Source organism: Bifidobacterium bifidum ATCC 29521 = JCM 1255 = DSM 20456 (assembly GCF_001025135.1).
Classification (GTDB): domain Bacteria; phylum Actinomycetota; class Actinomycetes; order Actinomycetales; family Bifidobacteriaceae; genus Bifidobacterium; species Bifidobacterium bifidum.
In genome coordinates, this window is record NZ_AP012323.1 from 734,874 (window position 1) to 754,199 (window position 19,326).

A 19,326-nucleotide genomic window follows, 5' to 3' on the forward strand; every position below is an offset into this window, starting at 1 on the left:
CGCTTTGGCGGCTCAGGCGAACATGCGCTCGACGATGCGGTCGTCGCCCTCGAACGGCACGTGCTTGTTGTGGTCCTTGATCCAGCGTTCGTCACCCTTGCCGATGATGAGGATGATGTTGAACCGGTCGGCGTGCGCTCGGGCGTCGTAGATCGCGTTCGTGACGGCGGTCGGGCGGTCGGAGATGACGGTGGACGCGATGCCGGGCACGGTGATGTACCGTTGCATCTCCGTGCAGATGTCGATGAACGGTTCGGTGTCCGTGTCCTCGGCGGTGAAGATGAAGCTGTCGATGCGATGCTGCGCCGCTTCGACGATCTCCTTGCGCCGGTCGTACGCCTTGTTGCCGGCCGAGCCGGTGACAAGCGTGATGCGCGGGTGCTGCGAGCCGAACCGCTCGTCGACGAAATCGAGCAGCGCGGTCACGGAGGCGTAGTTGTGCGCGTAGTCGACGATCGCCAGCGTGTTGGACTGCGGGTCGTGGAACTGCTCCATGCGGCCGGCGATGCGCACCGGCTCCATCGCGTGCGTGGCTGCGGCGTCGGCGGTCAGGTCGATTCCGGCGGCATGCGCGATGGCCAGCGCCGCTGCCGCGTTGGCGTAGTTGAAGTCGCCGTCCAACGCCAGACGGAACTCGCCGAGATCAGCGCCGTCTGCGGCGATACGGTAGGCGCTGTGCTCGGCGTTCGCCGGGCTTGCGGTGACATCGGCGGCATCGGATCCGGCGGGGCTCTGCCCGTCCAGCAGCTCGAACGTGGTGACCGGCACGCCGGCGTCCGCCGCGTCCTGACGCAGCAGGTCGGCATGATCGCTGGCCGCGCCGAGCACCAGCGCACGGCTGTTGCGCACGATCTGGCGCTTGCAATACAGGTAATCCTCGAACGTCGGATGCTCGATCGGGCTGATATGGTCGGGGGAGATGTTCAGGAACGTGGCCACGTCGAACGTCAGCCCGTACACGCGCTCGACCTTGTACGCCTGCGAGGAGACCTCCATGACGAGGTACTTCATGCCGTTGTCAGCGGCCTCTCGCATCATGCGGAAAGCGTCCATCGACTCGGGCGTGGTCAGGTCGGACTCGACGTACGTGTGCCCGTCCAGGCAGTTGTCCACGGAGGAGAACAGCGCTGCCTTGCCGTGCGAGTGGGCGTTCAGCACGGCCTGGGTGAAGTACGCGGTCGTGGTCTTGCCCTTGGTGCCGGTGATGCCGACCACGGTCAGCTCGTCCTGCGGGCGTCCGTAGAACTCCGCGGACAGCAGGCTCATGGCCTTGCGCGCGTCATTGACGATCAGGCCGGGTGCGCCGGTCTCTGCCGAAAAATCGGTGTCGGCCACGTATGCGGCCAGCCCGCGCTCGTCGATGTCATGCAGATACTCGGCCTTGAACCGCCCCTTGCAGCACAGCAGCGTGCCCTCGCGCACGTCCCTCGTGTCATAGGTGATCGCCGAAAAAGCGGTGTCAGCCCCTTCGATGTCGTGCGCATCAAGCGTCCAACGATCCGCGCGGATGATCTCCCGAAGCAGACCGTGCCGCTTGAGCAGTTGCGCCGCCGATGCCAACGTTACCGTCATACCAAAACCTTTCCTCATGGTGCCGCTGTCATTGTACAAGCCCGACGACCGCGGGAACGATATGCGCGACATGTGCTGATAAGTCCATCACAAAACCGTGCCCACGCTCACAATTTCACCGCACGTCTTGCATACAATAGTGAGCGTGACCGACGAACAGCAACCGAACGAGACCACGGCGCAGGCGCGAGCGAGATTCGAGAAGCTCGCCATGCCCGCGGTCAACGCGCTGTACCGCCAGGCGATGAAGCTCACCAACAATCCCGATGATGCCCAGGACCTTGTGCAGGACACGTTCGAACGCGGGTTCAAGGCGTTCGACAGTTTCGAGGACGGTTCGAACTTCGAGGCGTGGATGACCACCATCGAGCGCAACGCATACTTCAACCAGTACGCGAAGGCGAAGCGGCGGCCGCAGCGGGCCAACGACTCCACCGGCGAATACGACGACTGGGACATCTACGCGGCGTCCGAGCACTCCTCGGAGGGGCTGAAATCCGCGGAGCAGGAGTATCTGGACGCCTTCGCGCCGCAGGAGATCATGGCGGCGCTCGCAAAACTCCCGCCCGAGCGCCGGCAGGTGTTCATTGACGCAGCCATCGACGGCAAGTCGTACCAGCAGGTCGCCGACGAGCAGGGCGTGAAGATCGGCACGGTGATGAGCCGCCTGAACCGTGCGCGCACCCAGTTGAAACGCGAACTGTCATCGTACGCGCTGGCGCATGGATACGGCGACGCCCGCAAGCAACTGCCAAGTTCACCGTCCGCGAACTCCAGATCCCCGGTGAGCGTTCATAATGGAGATGACGGAATGCGATCCGTTGCGACGAGCGAAAGGAGCAGGCGTGAGTGACCCTATTGAGCGGCACAGCCATATTTCCATCACACGGCAGACGCCTGTGGGCATCGTCCATGCGGATATGCATATCACATCGGTGGAGATTTCGGGCATGCCCGGTGACATGGGCGATGATCTGGTCGGGGACTGTTTCGACCCGGATTCGTGTTGCGACGAGCATGAGAAGGCGATGATCGCGGCGCTGCGTGCGTATCTGCGGCCCGAGGTCGCGCCGGAATGTCTGCTGGCGCGGTTGCGCGACACGCTTGACCGCTGCTGCTGCGAGGATGGCGGGAATGCTGCCGGTGCCGTCGACGAGCCGGGACGGTCCGCGCAACCCGCGCAGCCTGTACGCGGCGCTGCGGTCGTGTCCTGAGACGCGATTTCGGCTTGGGCCCCTGTCTCGAAGCTCGGCAAGCAGGATAAAACGGGCCTGCATAATAAAACGGAATAATAAGATAACAAACGGGTCTGCCCGGCTTTCGCTGGGACAGACCCGTTGTCGTCTGTTATGACACCGCCGTATATGGCGATGTCTCGCGGCGTGGAATCACGCCGTCAGGCAAGAATCAGGCGTTCGGCCTTTTGCCGTGGTTGGCGGCCTTCTTGCGACGATCCTTGCGCTTGCGTCCGCGCATGCCCATGATGGACTCCTTTACTACGATTAATAAGCCTTGGGAATTATCACATACGGGGTAGACGTTGTGCAAGTGGCGAATTGTCACCAGCCGTAGGACGGCCGGGTGCCGGTCACTTGACCGTCACCTCGTAGCGTACCACGGTCGTGACGCTCTTGCCGGGCTCTATCACGGTCAGGTGGTCGCCGCTGCGGAACGCGTTGGCCGGGGCGGTCATCGGTTCGACGGCGATGCCGTTCGGATGCTGGTCGAACGGGGCGCCGGTGGCCGTGTAGCATTGCCACGCGTTGATGGTCTCGTCGCCGACCAGCTTGATCTCCATGCCATCGGGGCGGGTGAACACGGTCGTTGTCGTGCCGTCGTCGGCGCGGTGGACGTCCACCCAGGCGTCGTCGAACGCGCGTCCGTCCAGAACCGGGTCGTCGCGCAGATCGAACTTGGTGCCGTCCACAGGCTCGGTGCCGTTCGGCACCAGACCGGCGTCAACGGTGACGTGCGTGTCCGCGTCGATCTTCAGGCGGCATGCGGCCGAATCGGCGTCACGCTGCTCGCTGGTCTCGCCGTTTTTGCCGTTCGCCACCCACGGGTGCAGGCCGAGCGCCCACGGCGCCGGCTCGTCGCCATCATTGCGGGCGCTGACCGTGACGGTCATGCCCTTGTCGTTCAGCTCGTACGTGGCGGTGACGGTGACGTCGAACGGATAGCCGTCGAGGTTCGGGAAGCGCAGTGACTGGGTGACGCTGTTCTCGGTGAGCGATTCCAGCTTCCACATGTACTGGTATGCGTAGCCGTGGTTCGCGTTGTTGCGCGGCTCGGGATGATACTCGTTGACCGGCGCGCAGTAGTGCTTGCAGTTGAAGTCGTATTCGCCGTCCTTGATGCGGTTCGGCCAAGGCGCGAGGATATAGCCGCAGCAGGTCGGCGTCAGGTCGTCCGGTCCGTAGCTGCAGAACACCTCCTTGCCGCCGTAGTCGAAACGGCGCAGCTTCGAGCCGAGCTCGCAGACGACGGCGGAGAAATCGCCATGATGGATGGAATACTGGTTGCCGGTACGCGGTGTGGTGCCCATTGCTTGCTCCATGATCGACAGTGATATTGTTACCGCTCGCTATCATAGTGTGCGCTGGGCTTCTGCCGTGTGCGGTCGGGGTGTCGCCTGTTGCCCCCGGGCATTGTCATGTGCCGGTATCGCACGTGTAGGGATGTTCCGGCCGCACCCGTGCGTGTGCCTTTGCTACGCTGAGTCGTTGTGATTGAGTGATGCCGCATGGCGGCCACTGACTGCATGAGGAGGATGATATGGCGAAACGCATCGTGCTGGCGGACCCGCGCGGATTCTGCGCCGGGGTGGACCGGGCGATCCTCACCGTGCAGACCATCCTGAAGGCCGCGTCGGCGCGGGTGGATGGCCTGCCGCCGGTGTATGTGCGTCGTCAGATCGTGCACAACCGGCATGTCGTCGAGGATCTCGCCGCGCAGGGGGCCGTGTTCGTGCAGGAGCTCGCGGAGATACCTGACGAGGCTGCTGCCGCCGGCATCCCGATCGTGTTCTCCGCGCACGGCGTGTCGCCGCAGGTCAAGGCGGAGGCCGCACGCCGCGGCATGCACGTCGTGGACGCCACCTGCCCGCTGGTCAGCAAGGTGCATCGTGAGGTATTGCGTTTCGTGCGCGAAGGCTACGAGATCATCTACATCGGCCATCGGGGGCATGATGAGGCGGTCGGCGTGGTGGGGGAGGACCCCGTGCACGTGCATCTGATCGAACATGAGGCGGACGTGGATTCGCTGGATTTCCGGCCGGAGCAGAAGCTGGTGCTGCTCACGCAGACCACGCTCAGCATCGATGAGACGGCCGGCACCATCGCGGCGCTCAAGTGCCGGTTCCCGTGGATGAAGGAGCCGCCGAGCTCCGATATATGCTACGCCACGTCCAACCGCCAGGCCGCGGTGAAGCTCGTTGCCGAGCAGTCCGATAGCGTGGTGATCGTGGGGTCGGCGAACTCCTCCAACTCGGTGCGGCTCATGGAGGTCGCGCAGGGGGCGTTGGGGGAGCGCGGGCGAGCGCACCGCGTGGATGACGCGAACGAGCTCGACCCGTCATGGTTCGACGGGGTCGAGGCGGTCGGCATCTCGTCGGGCGCATCCGTGCCGGACGAACTGGTCGCGGGCGTCATCGAGGCCTTGCGCGCACAGGGCTTCACCGATGTATCCACCGTGGAGACCATCAAGGAGAACATGCATTTCGTGCTTCCGGCGGAACTCCGCCGGAAGCCCTCGCAGGCGCGGTAGTGCGCCTGCTCGCCTCATCGCCGCTGGCGGGACGAGGCGTATAGCAAACCCTATGTGAGGGTGTTCAACGCCAATGACGGGGCCGCCACGGTTCCCGGCATCGCGGCGGGGGAGTGCTCCACACTCGCGGTCGACGGCAAGGTGACGCTGACGGGAGGCTCCACGGTGAACGTGGGCGCTGACGGGTATGCGGCGGCGGGACTGTCCGCCACCGGTGCGCCCGTGGGCGCCGTCGCGCTTGCCGACCGCAGCCGGGGCCTTGCTGCGACATCGTGAAACCAGTGGCCCAAGCGGCGGAGAATCCGCCGAATAGTCGAGGCATTCCCGATTCGCGCTCTCAAAACTCGCAGATACGAAAAGCCGTTTGTTGGAAAATGGCGGTTTCCGATTTCGTACCTTCGAGTTTTGAGAGCGGTAGTATGGAAAACATGGGCAAAAAAACGAAGCATGAGAAGGGTGCCGGCTCCACGCCGGCGACTGTGCAGCTGGAGAAGGCCGGAGTGCCGTTCAAGACCTACGAGTACGAGCATTCCAACGACCACATGGATGACGGTTACGGGGTGGAAGCCGCGAAGAAGCTCGGATTCGATGAGCATCAGGTGTTCAAAACGCTGATGGCCGACACCGGTTCCGAGCGCGTGGTGGGCGTGGTGCCGGTCAGCGGACACATGGATCTGAAGGCGTTGGCGGCGGCGGTCGGTGCGAAGAAGGCATCGATGGCCGACCCGAAGGTCGCGATGCGCGAGTCCGGCTATGTGGTCGGAGGCATCTCGCCGCTCGGGCAGCGCACGCATCACAAGACCGTGCTTGACGAGAGCGCTCTGCAATTCGACGAGATCCTGCTGTCCGGCGGCAAGCGCGGGTTTTCGGTCGGCGTCAATCCGCATGATCTGCTCAAGGTATTGAACGCGGTCGCTGGGCCCATCGGTACGTGGTGACGGAGTCCGGCTCAGCCCGCCGGCAAGTGCCGAGCCGGTAAAAACAAAGGGTTTATGGTTTGGGCTCCCACAGCGAAGCACTGTGGGAGCCCAAACCATAAACCCTTGTGGAATCTAGCGGCCTAGACCGCGGGGATTCACTCGGAGATCTCGGCGAAGTACAGCAGGGTACGGATCATGTTGCAGGTGAAGCCGTACTCGTTGTCGTAGAAGGACACGGTGCGGGCCATCGTGGTGCCGTCAACGGTGTTCACGTCGGTCTGCGTCGGGTCGAACACGCCACCGTGGGTGTCGCCGATGATGTCGGAGGAGACGATGCCGTCCTCGTTGTAGCCGTAGTACTCGGTGTTGGAGAAGGCTTCCTTGAACGCGGCGTTGATCTCGTCAGCGGTGACTTCCTTGTTCAGGACGGTGGTCAGCTCGGTGATGGAGCCGTCCGGGACCTGGATGCGCTGGGCATGGCCCTGCAGCTTGCCGTTGACCTCGGGCACGACCTTGCCGATGGCCTTGGCGGCACCGGTGGAGTGAGGGATGGTGTTGATCGCGGCGGCGCGGTTGTTGCGAGCCTTCGGGAAGCGCGGGCCGTCGAGGATCATCTGGGTGCCGGTGTAGGCGTGGATGGTGGTCATGAAGCCGAGCTTGATGCCGAACTTGTCGTTCAGCAGCTTGACCATGGCGGCCATCGAGTTGGTGGTGCAGGAACCGGCGGACACGATGTTGTCGGAAGCCTTCAGGATCTCGTGGTTAACGCCGAACACGACGGTCGGGGTGGTCTCGTCCTTGGCCGGGGCGGAGATCAGGACCTTCTTGGCGCCGGCGTTCAGGTGGGCCTGGGACTTCTCGGCGGAGGTGTAGAAGCCGGTGCACTCAAGCACGAACTCGACACCGTCGTTCTTGACCCACGGGATGTTGTTGGCATCCTTCTCGGCGTAGACCTTGTATTCCTTGCCGTCGACCACGATGGCGTCGTCGGTGGAGGTCACGTCGACCGGGGTGCCGTCGTCGTGACGGAAGGTGCCGTGGGTGCTGTCGTACTTCAGCAGGTAGGCGAGCATGGACGGCGTGGTCAGATCGTTGATTGCAGCGACCTCGATGTCACCGGCCTGGCCACCGCGAGCCTGCAGCTCGAAGATGCGGCGGAAGGCGAGACGACCGATACGACCAAAGCCGTTGATACCAATCTTAACTGTCATGTGTTCTCCCTTTGTAGGGTAGACCGTTTGCGCATGGATGCGCTATGGCCTTTGTTTACCAACAGTGTCTACTGTAATGCGCCGTCTGTACTAGAGCAACGGTGTCGCGCTTGCTTTGAGCATAAAACGGCCATATTTCGTTAACGCTAACAAATATGTCTGTACAGCCTGCGGCGATTCGATGCGAGGCATTCCGCACCGCGGCCTCACCGCACCGCCAGCGCCGAGGACACCGTCGTGTCGAGCGCGCCCAGATCCCCGCCGAACGGATGCCGCAGTCTCACCACAGGCAGCGGCGCCTCGATCGGGAACGTGATGATCAGCGTGCCCGACTCCACCGAGACCGTCGCCGCGGAACCGTCCACGAACTCGTTGCTCACCCCCTGCACGACGGTGTTGGCGAGCGCGGCGCCCTCCAGCACGTATTTCAGCCCGGCGATGGTGACGCCATGGCAGACGTCGCTGTGCGAGAACACCGAGATCATGCGGCGCGGGGCGACATGATTGGCCGGGAACTCCAGCGCCCCGTCCGCGATCGCGGTAACGATGCTGCCGTCGCCGTACAGATATCCGATGCCGCCATGCGAGGCCAGTAGCGCCATCAGCTGCATGTTGGCGATCGTGTGGTCGATGCGACCGCCCAGCGCTCCATATATATGGAACTCGCGTGCGCCGCGGCTCCATCCGACCTTCAGCGCGCTCAGCAGATCCGGATCGTCCTTCTGCGGCGGCAGGCGGACGCTGCGGTCGCCGTCCGGCACGTCGCCGGACAGCGAATCGAAATCGCCGATGACGAAATCCGGCGACAGCCCCATCGCCCGCATATGGTCGAGCCCGCCGTCCGCGGCGATCGCCAGCATCCCCTTCTCGATAGCGGGCGCGGGCCCCTCGTAATACTCGCCAGCGCCGAAAATCACGCAACGTTCATATGCCATGCTGCCACTGTATCGTGTGCACGGCACTGCGCGTCGCGCCTGCTGATCGTCACCGTGTCGACGAACTTCCCGGTCATCGCCGCGTTAGCTGCATGCCGATCTTCGTGCCGCCGCTATTCCTGCTCGGCACGGTCACGCCGGGCCTCAACAAGTTCGCGGCCGACTCGCTGGGGAACAACGCCTCCGTCGTCGGACGACTGTCCGCCTGCAATACGGTCGGCTCGATTCTCGGCACCTTCCTGCCGACCTTCGTGACGATCCCCGCGGTGGGCACGTTCGTGACGTTCCCGATCTTCTCCGGACCGCTTCTGGCATCGGCGATGGGCGAGGTGGCGGGCCGGTTCGAGACCATCGCCGACCCGGACGGCAAGCCGGGCGCCACGATCCTGACCGACGACAAGGCGCCGGTCGATGGCTTGCCTGCGCCTGGACCGGAACTTGTGGCGACACGCCCGGTCTGGGGGTGTGGTAGTATCTACAAGGCTTGAGAAATCAAGAAAGCGGGGCAACCCCACCTGGAAGCCTGTCATGGCCTCGGGTCCAAGGCAATAGCCTATCCGGTCGCGTGGAATGCGCGGTCGTGAGCATGCCTCATGAGGCATGCGATCATGCGAATATGTATGATGGCCGGCGCTGCAGTGCGCACGGTTCGGTGAGCCATGGATTCGTCCGTCATGCCCGGTATCCGGCGAAGGTCCGCTTCGGAGAACATGAGGATTGGAGTCATCATTAGCGACGAACCACGTATCAATGACGAGATTCGCGTCTCGCAGGTACGCCTGATCGGCCCGAACGGCGAGCAGGTGGGAGTCATCGCGACCTCGGTCGCGCTCAACCTGGCGAAGGAAGCGAACCTCGATCTCGTCGAGGTGGCGCCCAACGCCAAGCCTCCCGTCGCCAAGCTGATCGATTACGGCAAGTTCAAGTACAACGAGAAGATCAAGGCCCGTGAGGCCCGCCGTAACCAGAGCACCGCCGAAATCAAGGAGATCCGCTTCCGCCTGAAGATCGATGATCACGATTTCGAGGTCAAGAAGGGCCATGTGGTCAGGTTCCTCAACGGCGGCGACAAGGTCAAGGTGACCATCATGCTGCGCGGCCGCGAGCAGTCCCGCCCCATCGGCGGCGTCGAACTGCTGCAGCGTCTGGCCGCAGACGTCGAGGAGTACGGCACCGTCGAGTCCCGGCCGAAGCAGGAAGGCCGCAACATCATCATGACGCTTGCGCCCAAGGGCAAGAAGGTGCACACCCAGTCCGAGCAGCGCCGCCGCGGCGACCAGTCGCGCGCCGAGCGCCAGGCCCGTCAGGCCGCCCGCCTCGCCGCCAAGCAGGAGGCGCAGAGCCAGGCAGCGGCGGCGTCCGCAGCCGCGATCGACGACCAAGACAAGACTTCCGAAACGAAGTAACCAACAAGGAGGGCAGCAATGCCGAAGATGAAAACCAATTCCGCCGCGTCCAAGCGCGTCCGTGTCACCGGCTCGGGCAAGCTGATGCATGCAGGCAGCGCCATGCGCCACAATCTTGAGCACAAGTCCGCTCGCAAGCGTCGTGCGCTGAAGGCCGACGGCGTGCTGGCCACGGCCCAGTCCAAGAACATGAAGAAGCTGCTGGGCCGCTGAACCGCGCCAGCCGAATAGATACGTCAAAAGAAAGCTGAGGAATAACTATGGCACGTGTCAAGCGCGCAGTGAACGCCCACAAGAAGCGTCGCGTCGTTCTCGAAAGGGCCTCCGGCTACCGTGGCCAGCGCTCCCGTCTGTACCGCAAGGCCAAGGAGCAGCTGCTGCACTCCTTTACCTACAACTTCCGCGACCGCAAGGCTCGCAAGGGTGACTTCCGCAAGCTGTGGATCCAGCGCATCAACGCCGCCGTCCGCGCCGAAGGCATCACCTACAACCGCTTCATCCAGGGTCTGCACCTGGCCGGCATCGAGCTGGACCGCCGCGCCCTCGCCGAGCTGGCCGTCTCCGATCCCGAGACCTTCAAGGCCATCGTCGAGCAGGCCAAGGCCGCTCTGCCCGAGGACGTCAACGCTCCGGTCGAGGCCTGAGCCGCGAACCTCGGCGGATGCGCCTTCGCGCGCATCGGCAACCGCATGAGAACCCCGCCCTGTGCGGGGTTCTCGCATATCATGCGGGAACGTGCAGGTATGCAAGCCTTCCGCACGCATACAGGGTTCTCGCATATGATGGGGCACCATGTACAACGGATCCACCCGGCTTCTTGACCAGTTCATCGCGCATATCTCCGTCGAACGCGGACTGGCCAGGGCGACCGTGCGGGCATACGAATCCGATCTTCGCCGCTATCTCTCGTGGCTCGCGCACACGCGCGGCATCACCGATCCCGATGCCATCGGCAAAGCCGACATCGAGGAGTACGTGGCGCAGCTGGATTCGGACGGCGACAGCGCGCGCAGCAAGGCGAGGAGGCTTGCCAGCATCCACGAGTTCCACCGGTTCGCCCTCGCGCAGCACGCCGTGAGCGACGACGTGTCCGCCACGGTCAAGGCACCCAAGAGCGCGCAGATGCTGCCGGATGTGCTGACGATCGACGAGGTCTCCCGCCTGCTCGACGCGATTCCCGACCCGCACGGCACCGACGCGGCGCGGGGGAGAGCTGGCATCGGAGCGTTGCCGGACGCCGTGCTGCTGCGTGACAGGGCGCTGATCGAATTCATGTACGCCACCGGATGCCGCGTCTCCGAAGCGGTCGGAATGAATCTGGACGACATCGACATCGACGACGCGCATGTGGCGCGGCTGACGGGCAAAGGATCCAAGCAGCGACTCGTCCCGCTCGGCGAATACGCATGTCGCGCGCTGCGCCGATACCTCGCCGAGGGGCGCGGCACGCTGGAGGGCCGCGCCAAGGGCACGCCGGACCGCCGCGCGGTATTCCTCAACAAACGGGGACGCCGGCTGTCTCGCCAGTCGGTATGGGAGGTCATCAAACTGGCGGGGGAGCGGGCCGGCATCGATCGTCCGCTTCACCCGCACACGCTCCGGCACTCTTTCGCCACGCACCTGATCCAGGGCGGCGCCGACGTGCGCACCGTGCAGGAACTGCTCGGCCATGCCTCGGTCACCACCACGCAGATATACACGCACGTCAGCCCGGAGACCTTGATTGAGGCGTACCTCACCTCGCATCCGCGCGCGCGGTGAACGCGGAGCGGTTGCCCGGGCGCGATAGCATGGATGCGACATGCGAAGGAGGCAGCTCGACATGCAGCAGGCGGCATATTCCCGCTTCGACGGCGACGACGCGGGAAACAGGCAGGGAACGCTGCCGATCCGCGGCACCTACGCCGCCGCGCCACGGGGAGACGACGGGTCTTCGGCGGAAACGGTGATGGTCGGCACGTCCGGCGGCCCCGCGCACACTGGTGATGATAAGGTGAACGGTATGCCTACTGATCTGCTTGGACGAGAATACGAGACGTTCCCCGCGCCGAAACCGCTGTCGCAGCACGGTCCCGCGCGCATCATCGCCATATGCAACCAGAAAGGCGGGGTGGGCAAGACCACCAGTTCCATCAACATCGCCGGCGCGCTCAGCCAGTACGGGCGCCGTTGCCTGATCGTCGACTTCGACCCGCAAGGAGCCGCGACAGTCGGCCTCGGCATCAACGCGAACGCTGTCGAGAACACCGTGTATACTGCGCTGTTCGACCCGTCGATCGATCCGCACGAGATCGTACAGCACACGGATTTCGAGAATCTGGACATCATGCCGGCGAACATCGACCTGTCCGCCGCCGAGGTGCAGCTGGTCACCGAAGTCGGTCGCGAGCAGATCCTCGCCAGCGTGCTGCGAAAGCTCCGCAACGAATACGACGTGATCATCGTCGACTGCCAGCCGTCGCTGGGCCTGCTCACCGTGAACGCCTTGACCGCCGCGGACGGCGTGATCATCCCGGTCGCCGCGGAGTTCTTCGCGCTGCGCGGTGTGGCGCTGCTCATGCAATCCATCGAGAAGGTGCAGTCGCGCATCAACCCCGACCTGCAGGTCTACGGCGTGCTGGTCACCATGTTCACGCGCACCCTGCACTGCGAGGAGGTGCTGCAGCGCATCTACGAGGCGTTCCAGGACAAGGTGTTCCATTCGGTCATCTCGCGGTCCATCAAGCTGCCGGACGCCACCGTGGCCGCCGCCCCGATCACGATCTACGCTCCCGGCCACAAGACCGCGAAGGAATACCGCGAGGTGTCGCGCGAGCTGATCGCCCGCGGCATCGTCGCGTGATGGCGCGGCCATGGTGAGCGGCGCAAGTGCGATGCGATGAGCGAGTTGACGGAACCTGCCGACGGCGGCGAGATCGGAGGCGATGCCGCCGTCTCCCCGGGATTCTCCGTCGAACTGGAGGTCTATTCGGGGCCTTTCGACGCGCTGCTGTCCATGATCGCGAACCGGCGGCTGGAGCTCACCGAGGTGTCGTTGTCGGAGATCACCGAGGAGTTCCTTGCCTATGTGCGCACGCTGGATCTCGCGCGCGACATGGAGGAGGCGAGCGCGTTCCTCGATGTCGCCTCGGTGCTCGTCGAGGCGAAGAGCGCGGCGCTGCTGCCGCATGACCAGACGGATGGGGAGCGCGACGAGCAGAGTCTCGAAGCGCTGCGTGAGCGTGACCTGCTGTTCGCCAGGCTGTTGCAGTATCGTGCGTTCAAACAGGCGGCCGGCGATTTTCGCGCCCGGCTCGCTGCCAATGCCGGCAGGTTCCCGCATCCGGCATATGTCGATGAACGTGTCGCGGCGATGCTGCCGGAGCTTGCATGGTCGCTGGGCGCAGAGGACTTGGCGCGCATCGCCGCACAGGTGTTCGCCAACGCGCCGGCCAGCGAGGTGTCGCTGCATCAGCTGCATGTGCCGCTTGTCGACCTGCGCGCGCAGGCGGCGGTCGTGCGCGACCGGTTGCAGGCGTTGCCGGCCGGCGGTTCGATGACGTTCGTGGAATTGACGCGTGACGCACACCGCCGTGTAGAGGTGGTCGCGCGTTTTCTGGCGGTTCTGGTGTTCTTCAAGCAAGGCGTGCTGCAGTTTCGGCAGGCCGGGCCATTCGAGACGCTGCATCTGCGCTGGGTCGAAGACGCCCAGGACACCGGTGTGGTCGACATCGCGGAGGGGGACTTCGCATGAGGCTCGCAAAACGTGAAGATACAGGCAGCGTCGTATTGGAAAATAGCGGTTTGGTTTTTTATATCTCGACGTTTTGTGAGCGAGAAAGGTGACGTGATGGATGCGCAATTCACGGCGGAGGACTTTCCGGGTGGTCTGAGGGCCTGCATGGAGGCGATTCTGATGGTCGCCGACCAGCCGCAGCACGCCGCCGACCTGGCGCGGGTTCTGGGCGTGGGCGAGCAGGAGGCTCGTGCCGCGCTGGAGCGTCTGCGCTCGCAGTATGACGAGGAGGGGCGCGGCTTCGAGCTGCGGCATACCGCGCGTGGCTGGCAGTTCGCGAGCCGGGCGCAATACGAGCAGGTGGTGTCGGCGTTCGTGACTGACGGGCAGACCGCGCGCCTGTCGCAGGCAGCGTTGGAGGCGCTGGCCATCGTGGCGTACAAGCAGCCTGTGACGCGCGCCCAGGTCGCGGCGATCCGCGGCGTGAACTCCGACGGCGTGATTCGTTCGCTGACAGTGCGCGGACTGGTCCGCGAGGATGGCGTGGACGAGGATTCCCGGGCCGCGCTGCTGGTAACCTCCGGCCTGTTCCTGGAACATCTCGGATTGGAGTCGCTCGACCAGCTGCCCCCGCTCGCCCCATTCCTGCCCGAACGCGAGACCACCAACGTCCCCGACGGCGAATAGGAGTTGCCGGAGGGCTGTCGGCCGTAAGCCGACTGGGGTGGTCGGTGTTTCAGCGTATGTAGGTTATGCCGCCTCCGCGGCCTCGCATGACACACCACTTAAAGTCATGTTGACTATAAGTGATATGCTCTGGTCTTGAACTGGAGAGCACACCAGTCGGAAAGTGGGCATGCATGGTCGGCGGAAACGTGTCGGAGCGGCGGATGCAACCGCCGGCCGTCGGGGTCTCCGTGGTGATCCTGGCCCTGGGGCCGGAGGAGACCGCGGCGGATTGCCGTGACGCGATGCCCTCGCGTCTGTGGCTGCCGCTGGTGCGCCGCGTGCGCCAGCCGTTTCTGGGGCGGTGGGCGCTGCCGGGCGGCGATTTGCGCGCCGACCGTTCGCTGGAGCAGTCCGCCTATCACGCGTTGGAGACCACCACGGACCTGCATCCTCGCTACCTTGAACAGCTGTATACGTTCGGCGATCCCGCGCGATCGCACGGTGGCCTGCCGATGGTCTCCATCGTCTACTGGGCGCTGGTCGGCAAGGCCGAAGCCCATGATTTCACCGAGGCGGACAACGTCCGGTGGTTCCCCGAGGACGAGCTTCCCGAACTGGCCTTCGACCATCGGCAGATCATCGACTATGCGTTGTGGCGCCTGCGCAACAAGATCGAATACCCGGATATCGCCACCAAGCTGGTCGGTGACACGTTCACGCTGCGCCAGCTGCATCACGTGTATGAGGCCATAACCGGCGAGGCCATCGACGTGGCGAATTTCCGGCGTCGCATGCTGCTGTCCGGCGAGCTGGAGGATACCGGCGAGAAACTGCGCGATGGCCGCCACCGCCCGGCGGCCGTGTACCGGTACAACCCCGACCGTTCCCGCGTGTCGACGGCCCCGCCCGTCGGGCCGCCACGCGACGCGCCGACCATCGAGGAGCTGGAGGGCCAGCGCATCGAGGACGCGCTGTCCGCGTTGATGCCATCGGCACGCGCATGACGGGAGGCGGGCGGCAAGACCCGCGTCCGTGCCGTATAACCGCATATTGATTTTGGCCGGCCACCCGGTTGTCAGATACGTTGGCGTGCCCGCACGCCTTAGAGAAAGGAACACACCATGAGCGCAACATTGTCCGCCCTGTCAGTGGATGAGATCATCGCCCGCCTCGGTGCGCAGAGCACCTGCGACGCCGGCCTGACCCAGGATCCGTGGCATTTCGACACCACCAAGCCCAGCTACGGGCCGGGCGCGTCCATGCTCGACAAGCTGCCGCACAACGCACCTCGCCAGCAGGTGCTGCCGGAGGAGTACCGCAACGCCTCCGACGAGGAGCTGCAGGAGCGCATTCGCTCGGCCAAGTCCCGTCTCGGCAGCAAGCTACTGATTCTGGGGCATTTCTACCAGCGTGACGAGATCATCTGCCACGCCGATTACGTGGGCGACTCGTTCCAGCTGGCCAAGAACGCCACGCAGTGCCCGGACGCCGACCACATCGTGTTCTGCGGCGTGCATTTCATGGCCGAGACCGCCGACATCCTCTCCACGCCGGAGCAGACTGTGACGCTGCCGAACCTCTCCGCCGGCTGCTCGATGGCCGACATGGCCAACATCGACCAGGTCGAGGAGGCCTGGAGCCAGCTCGGCGAGATCTGCGGCACCAAGCCCGACGCGGACGGCAGGCAGCAGATCATCCCGGTCACCTACATGAACTCGTCCGCGGCTTTGAAGGCGTTCTGCGGACGCAACGGCGGCATCGTGTGCACCTCGTCCAACGCGCACGCCGTGCTTGAATGGGCGTTCGCGCGCGGTAAGCGCGTACTGTTCTTCCCCGACCAGCATCTGGGCCGCAACACCGCCCGCGCGATGGGCATTCCGCTGAGCGAGATGCCGCTGTGGGACCCGTACAAGGCGCAGGGCGGCGCGACCGACCCGTCCGACTACGCCAAGGCCAAGATGATCCTGTGGAAGGGCTTCTGCTCGGTGCACCAGCGCTTCACCGTCGAACAGATCGAGAAGGCGCGCGCCGCGTTCCCGGGCGTCAAGGTGATCGTGCACCCGGAGTGCTCGATGCAGGTCGTGGACGCGGCCGACGGCACCGGCTCCACCGCGTACATCGTCAAGGAGATCGCCAACGCGCCGGCCGGATCGGCCATCGCCGTGGGCACCGAGATCAACCTCGTGAACCGCCTGGCCGCGCAGTACCCCGACAAGACCGTGTTCTGCCTGGATCCGGTGGTCTGCCCGTGCTCCACGATGTACCGCATCCACCCGGCGTACCTCGCCTGGGCGCTGGAGAACATCGAACAGGGCAACATCGTCAACCGCATCACCGTGGACGACGACACCGCACGCGAGGCAAAGGTGGCTCTGGAGCGCATGCTCCAGGTGCACCCGTGATCGCAAGCTCCCGTCAACGGGAGCACATCAACAATATTGAGGAAGCAGCACAATGAGCAACGCTGAAATCGTCGTAGTCGGCGCGGGCGTCGCGGGCCTTTCCGCGGCGCTGGCGGTGGCCGATGCCGGCCAGGACGTGACGCTGGTCACCAAGGCCGACCTGGTGGAATCCAACACCTACCATGCGCAGGGCGGCATCGCCGCGGCGGTCTTCGCCGACGACGACCCGAAACTGCACGCGGCCGACACGATGGCCGCGGGGCATGGTCTGTGCGAGCCCCGTGCCGTGGAGATACTGACCCGCGAGGGCGCCGACCGTGTGCGGCAGTTCGCCGCCGCGGGCGTGCATTTCGATCGTGACGCGCAAGGCCACATGCTGCGTGGCCTCGAAGCCGCGCATTCGCGGGCCCGTGTCGTGCACGCCGGGGGAGACGCCACCGGCAAGGTGGTCGAACTGGATGTGTCCGCCATGGTGCGGGCCAATCCGCTCATCCACATCATCGAGCATGCGTTCCTTGAGGATTTGATTGTGCGCGACGGCGCCATCGCCGGCGTGCGGCTGCTCGTCAGGGGCGGCGAGACATTCCGCAGCGCCGACATGGCCGCTTCACGAGTCATCCTCGCCACCGGTGGCGCCGGACGTCTCTACCCGTACACCACCAATCCGGCCGTCGCCACCGCGGATGGTCTGGCGGCCGCATGGCGTGCCGGCGCACAGGTCGCCGACGTGGAGTTCTACCAGTTCCACCCCACCGCGATGGCCGTGGGCGAGCACTTCCTCGTTTCCGAGGCGGTACGCGGCGAGGGCGCGGTGCTGCTCGACGAGCACGGCGAACGGTACATGACCCGTGTCGACGAGCGCGCCGAACTCGCGCCGCGCGACGTGGTGGCCCGCGAGAACTTCCGCGTCATGCAGGCGCAGGGCGGCAAGCCCGTGATGCTCGACGTCTCGCCGATGCGCCGCGAGAACCCGGATCTGGCCGAGTTCCTGCGTCACCGGTTCCCGACCATCGACGCCTATACGCGTTCTCTCGGCTTCGACTGGAGCAAGGAGCCGATTCCGGTCGCGCCCGCCGCGCACTACTACATGGGCGGCATCCGCACCGATCTGGAAGGCCGCGCGAGCATCCCCGGCCTGTATGCGGCCGGCGAATGCGCCCGCACCGGCGTGATGGGATCCAACCGGCTCGCGTCGAACTCGCTGCTTGAAGGACTGGTGTACGGTCGTCGCGCCGGGCTCGCCGCCGTGAACGATCCGGCCGGTTCCGTGTGGAATCCGGTCTGGTTCTCCAACTCGGCCACCAGCCGCATCGTCAGCGACACACCGGTCGAGCTGAGCATGCCGGCACCCGATGAGCGTGCCGGGGCCAATGGCCGGCCTGCCATCTGGGATCGCACCCGCATCCAGAACACGATGTGGGCCGGCGTGGGCGTGTTGCGCGACGGCGACGGCCTGCGCCAGGCCATCGACCAGCTCGGCACCGGCCTGGCGCTGGCCGATGCCGACGCGACGGAACCCGCTGCCACGGCCTGTGAGCCTGACCCGATCACCCGCCTGGAAAACCGCAACCTGCTCACCGTCGGCTACGTCGAGGCCAACGCCGCGCTGCGCCGCACCGAGTCGCGCGGCGCCCACGCCCGCACCGACTATCCCGAGTCATGCGACGAGTGGGCGCAATCCATCGCCTACATCAACGCCTAGCGCTGTTTGCTCACTTGTCGGTTGGCGCCGGACTGTCGTTGCACGCCGCCGGAGTGGTCTCGGTACCCTGACCCGATGCATTGCGATTAATCCCGCAAGAACGACAGCAGTCCATATCAAGAAAGACCCGATCATGCTTACGCAACACATCATCCGCACCGCCGTCGAGGCGGCGCTCGCCGAAGACGCGCCCTACGGCGACATCACCTGCGAGACCACAATCCCCGCGGACGAAACCGGCTCGGCGCACCTCACCGCACGCGAGAGGGGCGTGATGAGCGGCATCGCCGTGTTCACGGCCGCCTTCACGGCGCAAAATCCCGGTATCGGCGTCTCGCCCCTGATCGCGGACGGGGAGCGATTCCAGCGCGGCCAGATCCTCGCCACCGTGGAAGGTCCGGTACGTGACCTGCTCGCCGCCGAACGCATCGCCCTCAACTTCACCCAGCGCATGAGCGGCATCGCCACCATGACCGCCTCCTTCGTGGACGCGGTCAACGCCATCTACGATGACGGACATGACGGGACCGTCACCCGGCCGCATCGCTACGAGCGCACTCGCATCGTCGACACGCGCAAAACCACCCCCGGCCTGCGCCCGTTCGAGAAATACGCCGTGGTCTGCGGCGGAGGCCACAACCACCGTTACGGGCTGTCCGACGCGGTGATGATGAAGGACAATCATCTGGCGGCGCTCGCCGCACGCGGCATCGACCTGACCGGCGCGATCCGCCACGTGCGCGAACAGGTGGGCCACACCACGCATATCGAAGTGGAAGTCGACCGGCTTGAGCAGATTCCCGCCGTGCTCGCCGGCGGTGCGGACACCATCATGCTCGACAACTTCTCGCTCGATGACACCCGCCGCGGCGTAGATATCATCAACGGCAAGGCCATCGTGGAAGCCAGCGGCAACATGAGCATGGAGCGCGTGCCGGCCGTGGCCGCCACCGGTGTGGACGTGATCTCAGTGGGCGCGCTGACGCACAGCGTACGCAGCATCGACCTCGGATTGGACTGGAACTAGCC

22 protein-coding genes are annotated in these 19,326 nt (G+C 64.9%); 17 read left to right on the forward strand and 5 right to left on the reverse strand.

What is annotated here, in order from left to right; all coding sequences use genetic code 11:
* Positions 1–12: 12 nt before the first annotated feature.
* Positions 13–1,572 carry a UDP-N-acetylmuramoyl-L-alanyl-D-glutamate--2,6-diaminopimelate ligase gene (locus BBBF_RS02885; protein ID WP_003812379.1) on the reverse strand — a complete coding sequence of 520 codons (1,560 nt, stop codon included), beginning with the start codon at positions 1,570–1,572 and terminating at the stop codon, positions 13–15.
* A 211-nt stretch (positions 1,573–1,783) separates the two neighbouring features.
* Between BBBF_RS02885 and BBBF_RS02890 the strand changes: the two genes are divergently transcribed.
* Together BBBF_RS02890 and BBBF_RS02895 are read left to right on the forward strand one after the other, a co-directional pair.
* Positions 1,784–2,425 carry a sigma-70 family RNA polymerase sigma factor gene (locus BBBF_RS02890; RefSeq protein ID WP_013363262.1) on the forward strand — a complete coding sequence of 214 codons (642 nt, stop codon included), beginning with the start codon at positions 1,784–1,786 and terminating at the stop codon, positions 2,423–2,425.
* A gap of 67 nt (positions 2,426–2,492) precedes the next feature.
* On the forward strand, positions 2,493–2,786 hold the full coding sequence (locus BBBF_RS02895; protein ID WP_371316009.1) for a hypothetical protein: 294 nt from the start codon (positions 2,493–2,495) through the stop codon (positions 2,784–2,786).
* A gap of 193 nt (positions 2,787–2,979) precedes the next feature.
* On the opposite strand, the gene BBBF_RS10700 is transcribed toward BBBF_RS02895, so the two are convergent.
* Both BBBF_RS10700 and BBBF_RS02900 read right to left on the reverse strand, forming a co-directional pair.
* Complete coding sequence (locus BBBF_RS10700; protein ID WP_003817083.1) at positions 2,980–3,054, reverse strand: 50S ribosomal protein bL37; 75 nt, start codon at positions 3,052–3,054, stop codon at positions 2,980–2,982.
* Positions 3,055–3,160: 106 nt separating this feature from the next.
* On the reverse strand, positions 3,161–4,117 hold the full coding sequence (locus tag BBBF_RS02900) for an aldose 1-epimerase family protein (RefSeq protein ID WP_003812388.1): 957 nt from the start codon (positions 4,115–4,117) through the stop codon (positions 3,161–3,163).
* 230 nt (positions 4,118–4,347) lie between these two features.
* On the opposite strand from BBBF_RS02900, the gene BBBF_RS02905 reads away from it, so the two are divergent.
* From BBBF_RS02905 to ybaK, 3 genes are all read left to right on the forward strand, one after another.
* Positions 4,348–5,337, forward strand: coding sequence for a 4-hydroxy-3-methylbut-2-enyl diphosphate reductase (locus BBBF_RS02905; protein ID WP_021647914.1), 990 nt, complete (start codon positions 4,348–4,350; stop codon positions 5,335–5,337).
* 54 nt (positions 5,338–5,391) lie between these two features.
* Positions 5,392–5,613 carry a hypothetical protein gene (locus tag BBBF_RS02910; protein WP_021647915.1) on the forward strand — a complete coding sequence of 74 codons (222 nt, stop codon included), beginning with the start codon at positions 5,392–5,394 and terminating at the stop codon, positions 5,611–5,613.
* Positions 5,614–5,765: 152 nt separating this feature from the next.
* On the forward strand, positions 5,766–6,275 hold the full coding sequence (gene ybaK, locus BBBF_RS02915) for a Cys-tRNA(Pro) deacylase (RefSeq protein WP_003820868.1): 510 nt from the start codon (positions 5,766–5,768) through the stop codon (positions 6,273–6,275).
* Between the two features lie 137 nt (positions 6,276–6,412).
* Here ybaK and gap read toward each other — a convergent pair whose 3' ends face one another.
* Together gap and BBBF_RS02925 are read right to left on the reverse strand one after the other, a co-directional pair.
* Complete coding sequence (gene gap, locus BBBF_RS02920; RefSeq protein ID WP_003817090.1) at positions 6,413–7,468, reverse strand: type I glyceraldehyde-3-phosphate dehydrogenase; 1,056 nt, start codon at positions 7,466–7,468, stop codon at positions 6,413–6,415.
* Positions 7,469–7,674: 206 nt separating this feature from the next.
* Positions 7,675–8,403 (reverse strand): thiamine diphosphokinase, encoded by a 729-nt coding sequence (locus BBBF_RS02925; protein WP_003820866.1) that lies wholly within the window; start codon positions 8,401–8,403, stop codon positions 7,675–7,677.
* 104 nt (positions 8,404–8,507) lie between these two features.
* Between BBBF_RS02925 and BBBF_RS02930 the strand changes: the two genes are divergently transcribed.
* The 12 genes from BBBF_RS02930 to nadC all read left to right on the forward strand — a co-directional run bounded on the left by BBBF_RS02930 (position 8,508) and on the right by nadC (position 19,324).
* On the forward strand, positions 8,508–8,891 hold the full coding sequence (locus BBBF_RS02930) for a hypothetical protein (protein WP_230958073.1): 384 nt from the start codon (positions 8,508–8,510) through the stop codon (positions 8,889–8,891).
* 222 nt (positions 8,892–9,113) lie between these two features.
* On the forward strand, positions 9,114–9,809 hold the full coding sequence (gene infC, locus BBBF_RS02935) for a translation initiation factor IF-3 (protein ID WP_003817101.1): 696 nt from the start codon (positions 9,114–9,116) through the stop codon (positions 9,807–9,809).
* 18 nt (positions 9,810–9,827) lie between these two features.
* Entirely contained in the window at positions 9,828–10,022 is a 195-nt protein-coding gene (gene rpmI, locus BBBF_RS02940) for a 50S ribosomal protein L35 (protein WP_003812404.1), read from the forward strand.
* Positions 10,023–10,069: 47 nt separating this feature from the next.
* Positions 10,070–10,453, forward strand: coding sequence for a 50S ribosomal protein L20 (rplT, locus tag BBBF_RS02945; protein ID WP_003812406.1), 384 nt, complete (start codon positions 10,070–10,072; stop codon positions 10,451–10,453).
* A gap of 148 nt (positions 10,454–10,601) precedes the next feature.
* Positions 10,602–11,570 (forward strand): site-specific tyrosine recombinase XerD, encoded by a 969-nt coding sequence (xerD, locus tag BBBF_RS02950; RefSeq protein ID WP_021647916.1) that lies wholly within the window; start codon positions 10,602–10,604, stop codon positions 11,568–11,570.
* A gap of 241 nt (positions 11,571–11,811) precedes the next feature.
* Positions 11,812–12,651, forward strand: a complete 840-nt coding sequence (locus tag BBBF_RS02955) for a ParA family protein (protein ID WP_003812409.1) — start codon at positions 11,812–11,814, stop codon at positions 12,649–12,651.
* Positions 12,652–12,687: 36 nt separating this feature from the next.
* On the forward strand, positions 12,688–13,542 hold the full coding sequence (locus BBBF_RS02960) for a segregation and condensation protein A (protein WP_021647918.1): 855 nt from the start codon (positions 12,688–12,690) through the stop codon (positions 13,540–13,542).
* A 96-nt stretch (positions 13,543–13,638) separates the two neighbouring features.
* Entirely contained in the window at positions 13,639–14,211 is a 573-nt protein-coding gene (gene scpB / locus BBBF_RS02965) for an SMC-Scp complex subunit ScpB (protein WP_013389686.1), read from the forward strand.
* Positions 14,212–14,384: 173 nt separating this feature from the next.
* On the forward strand, positions 14,385–15,197 hold the full coding sequence (locus BBBF_RS02970) for an NUDIX hydrolase (RefSeq protein ID WP_021647919.1): 813 nt from the start codon (positions 14,385–14,387) through the stop codon (positions 15,195–15,197).
* Positions 15,198–15,314: 117 nt separating this feature from the next.
* Entirely contained in the window at positions 15,315–16,595 is a 1,281-nt protein-coding gene (gene nadA / locus BBBF_RS02975; protein ID WP_003817112.1) for a quinolinate synthase NadA, read from the forward strand.
* 52 nt (positions 16,596–16,647) lie between these two features.
* Entirely contained in the window at positions 16,648–18,297 is a 1,650-nt protein-coding gene (nadB, locus tag BBBF_RS02980; protein ID WP_013389689.1) for an L-aspartate oxidase, read from the forward strand.
* 133 nt (positions 18,298–18,430) lie between these two features.
* A complete protein-coding gene (gene nadC, locus BBBF_RS02985) occupies positions 18,431–19,324 on the forward strand; it encodes a carboxylating nicotinate-nucleotide diphosphorylase (protein WP_003812421.1) in 894 nt (297 codons plus the stop codon).
* Positions 19,325–19,326 lie beyond the last annotated feature (2 nt).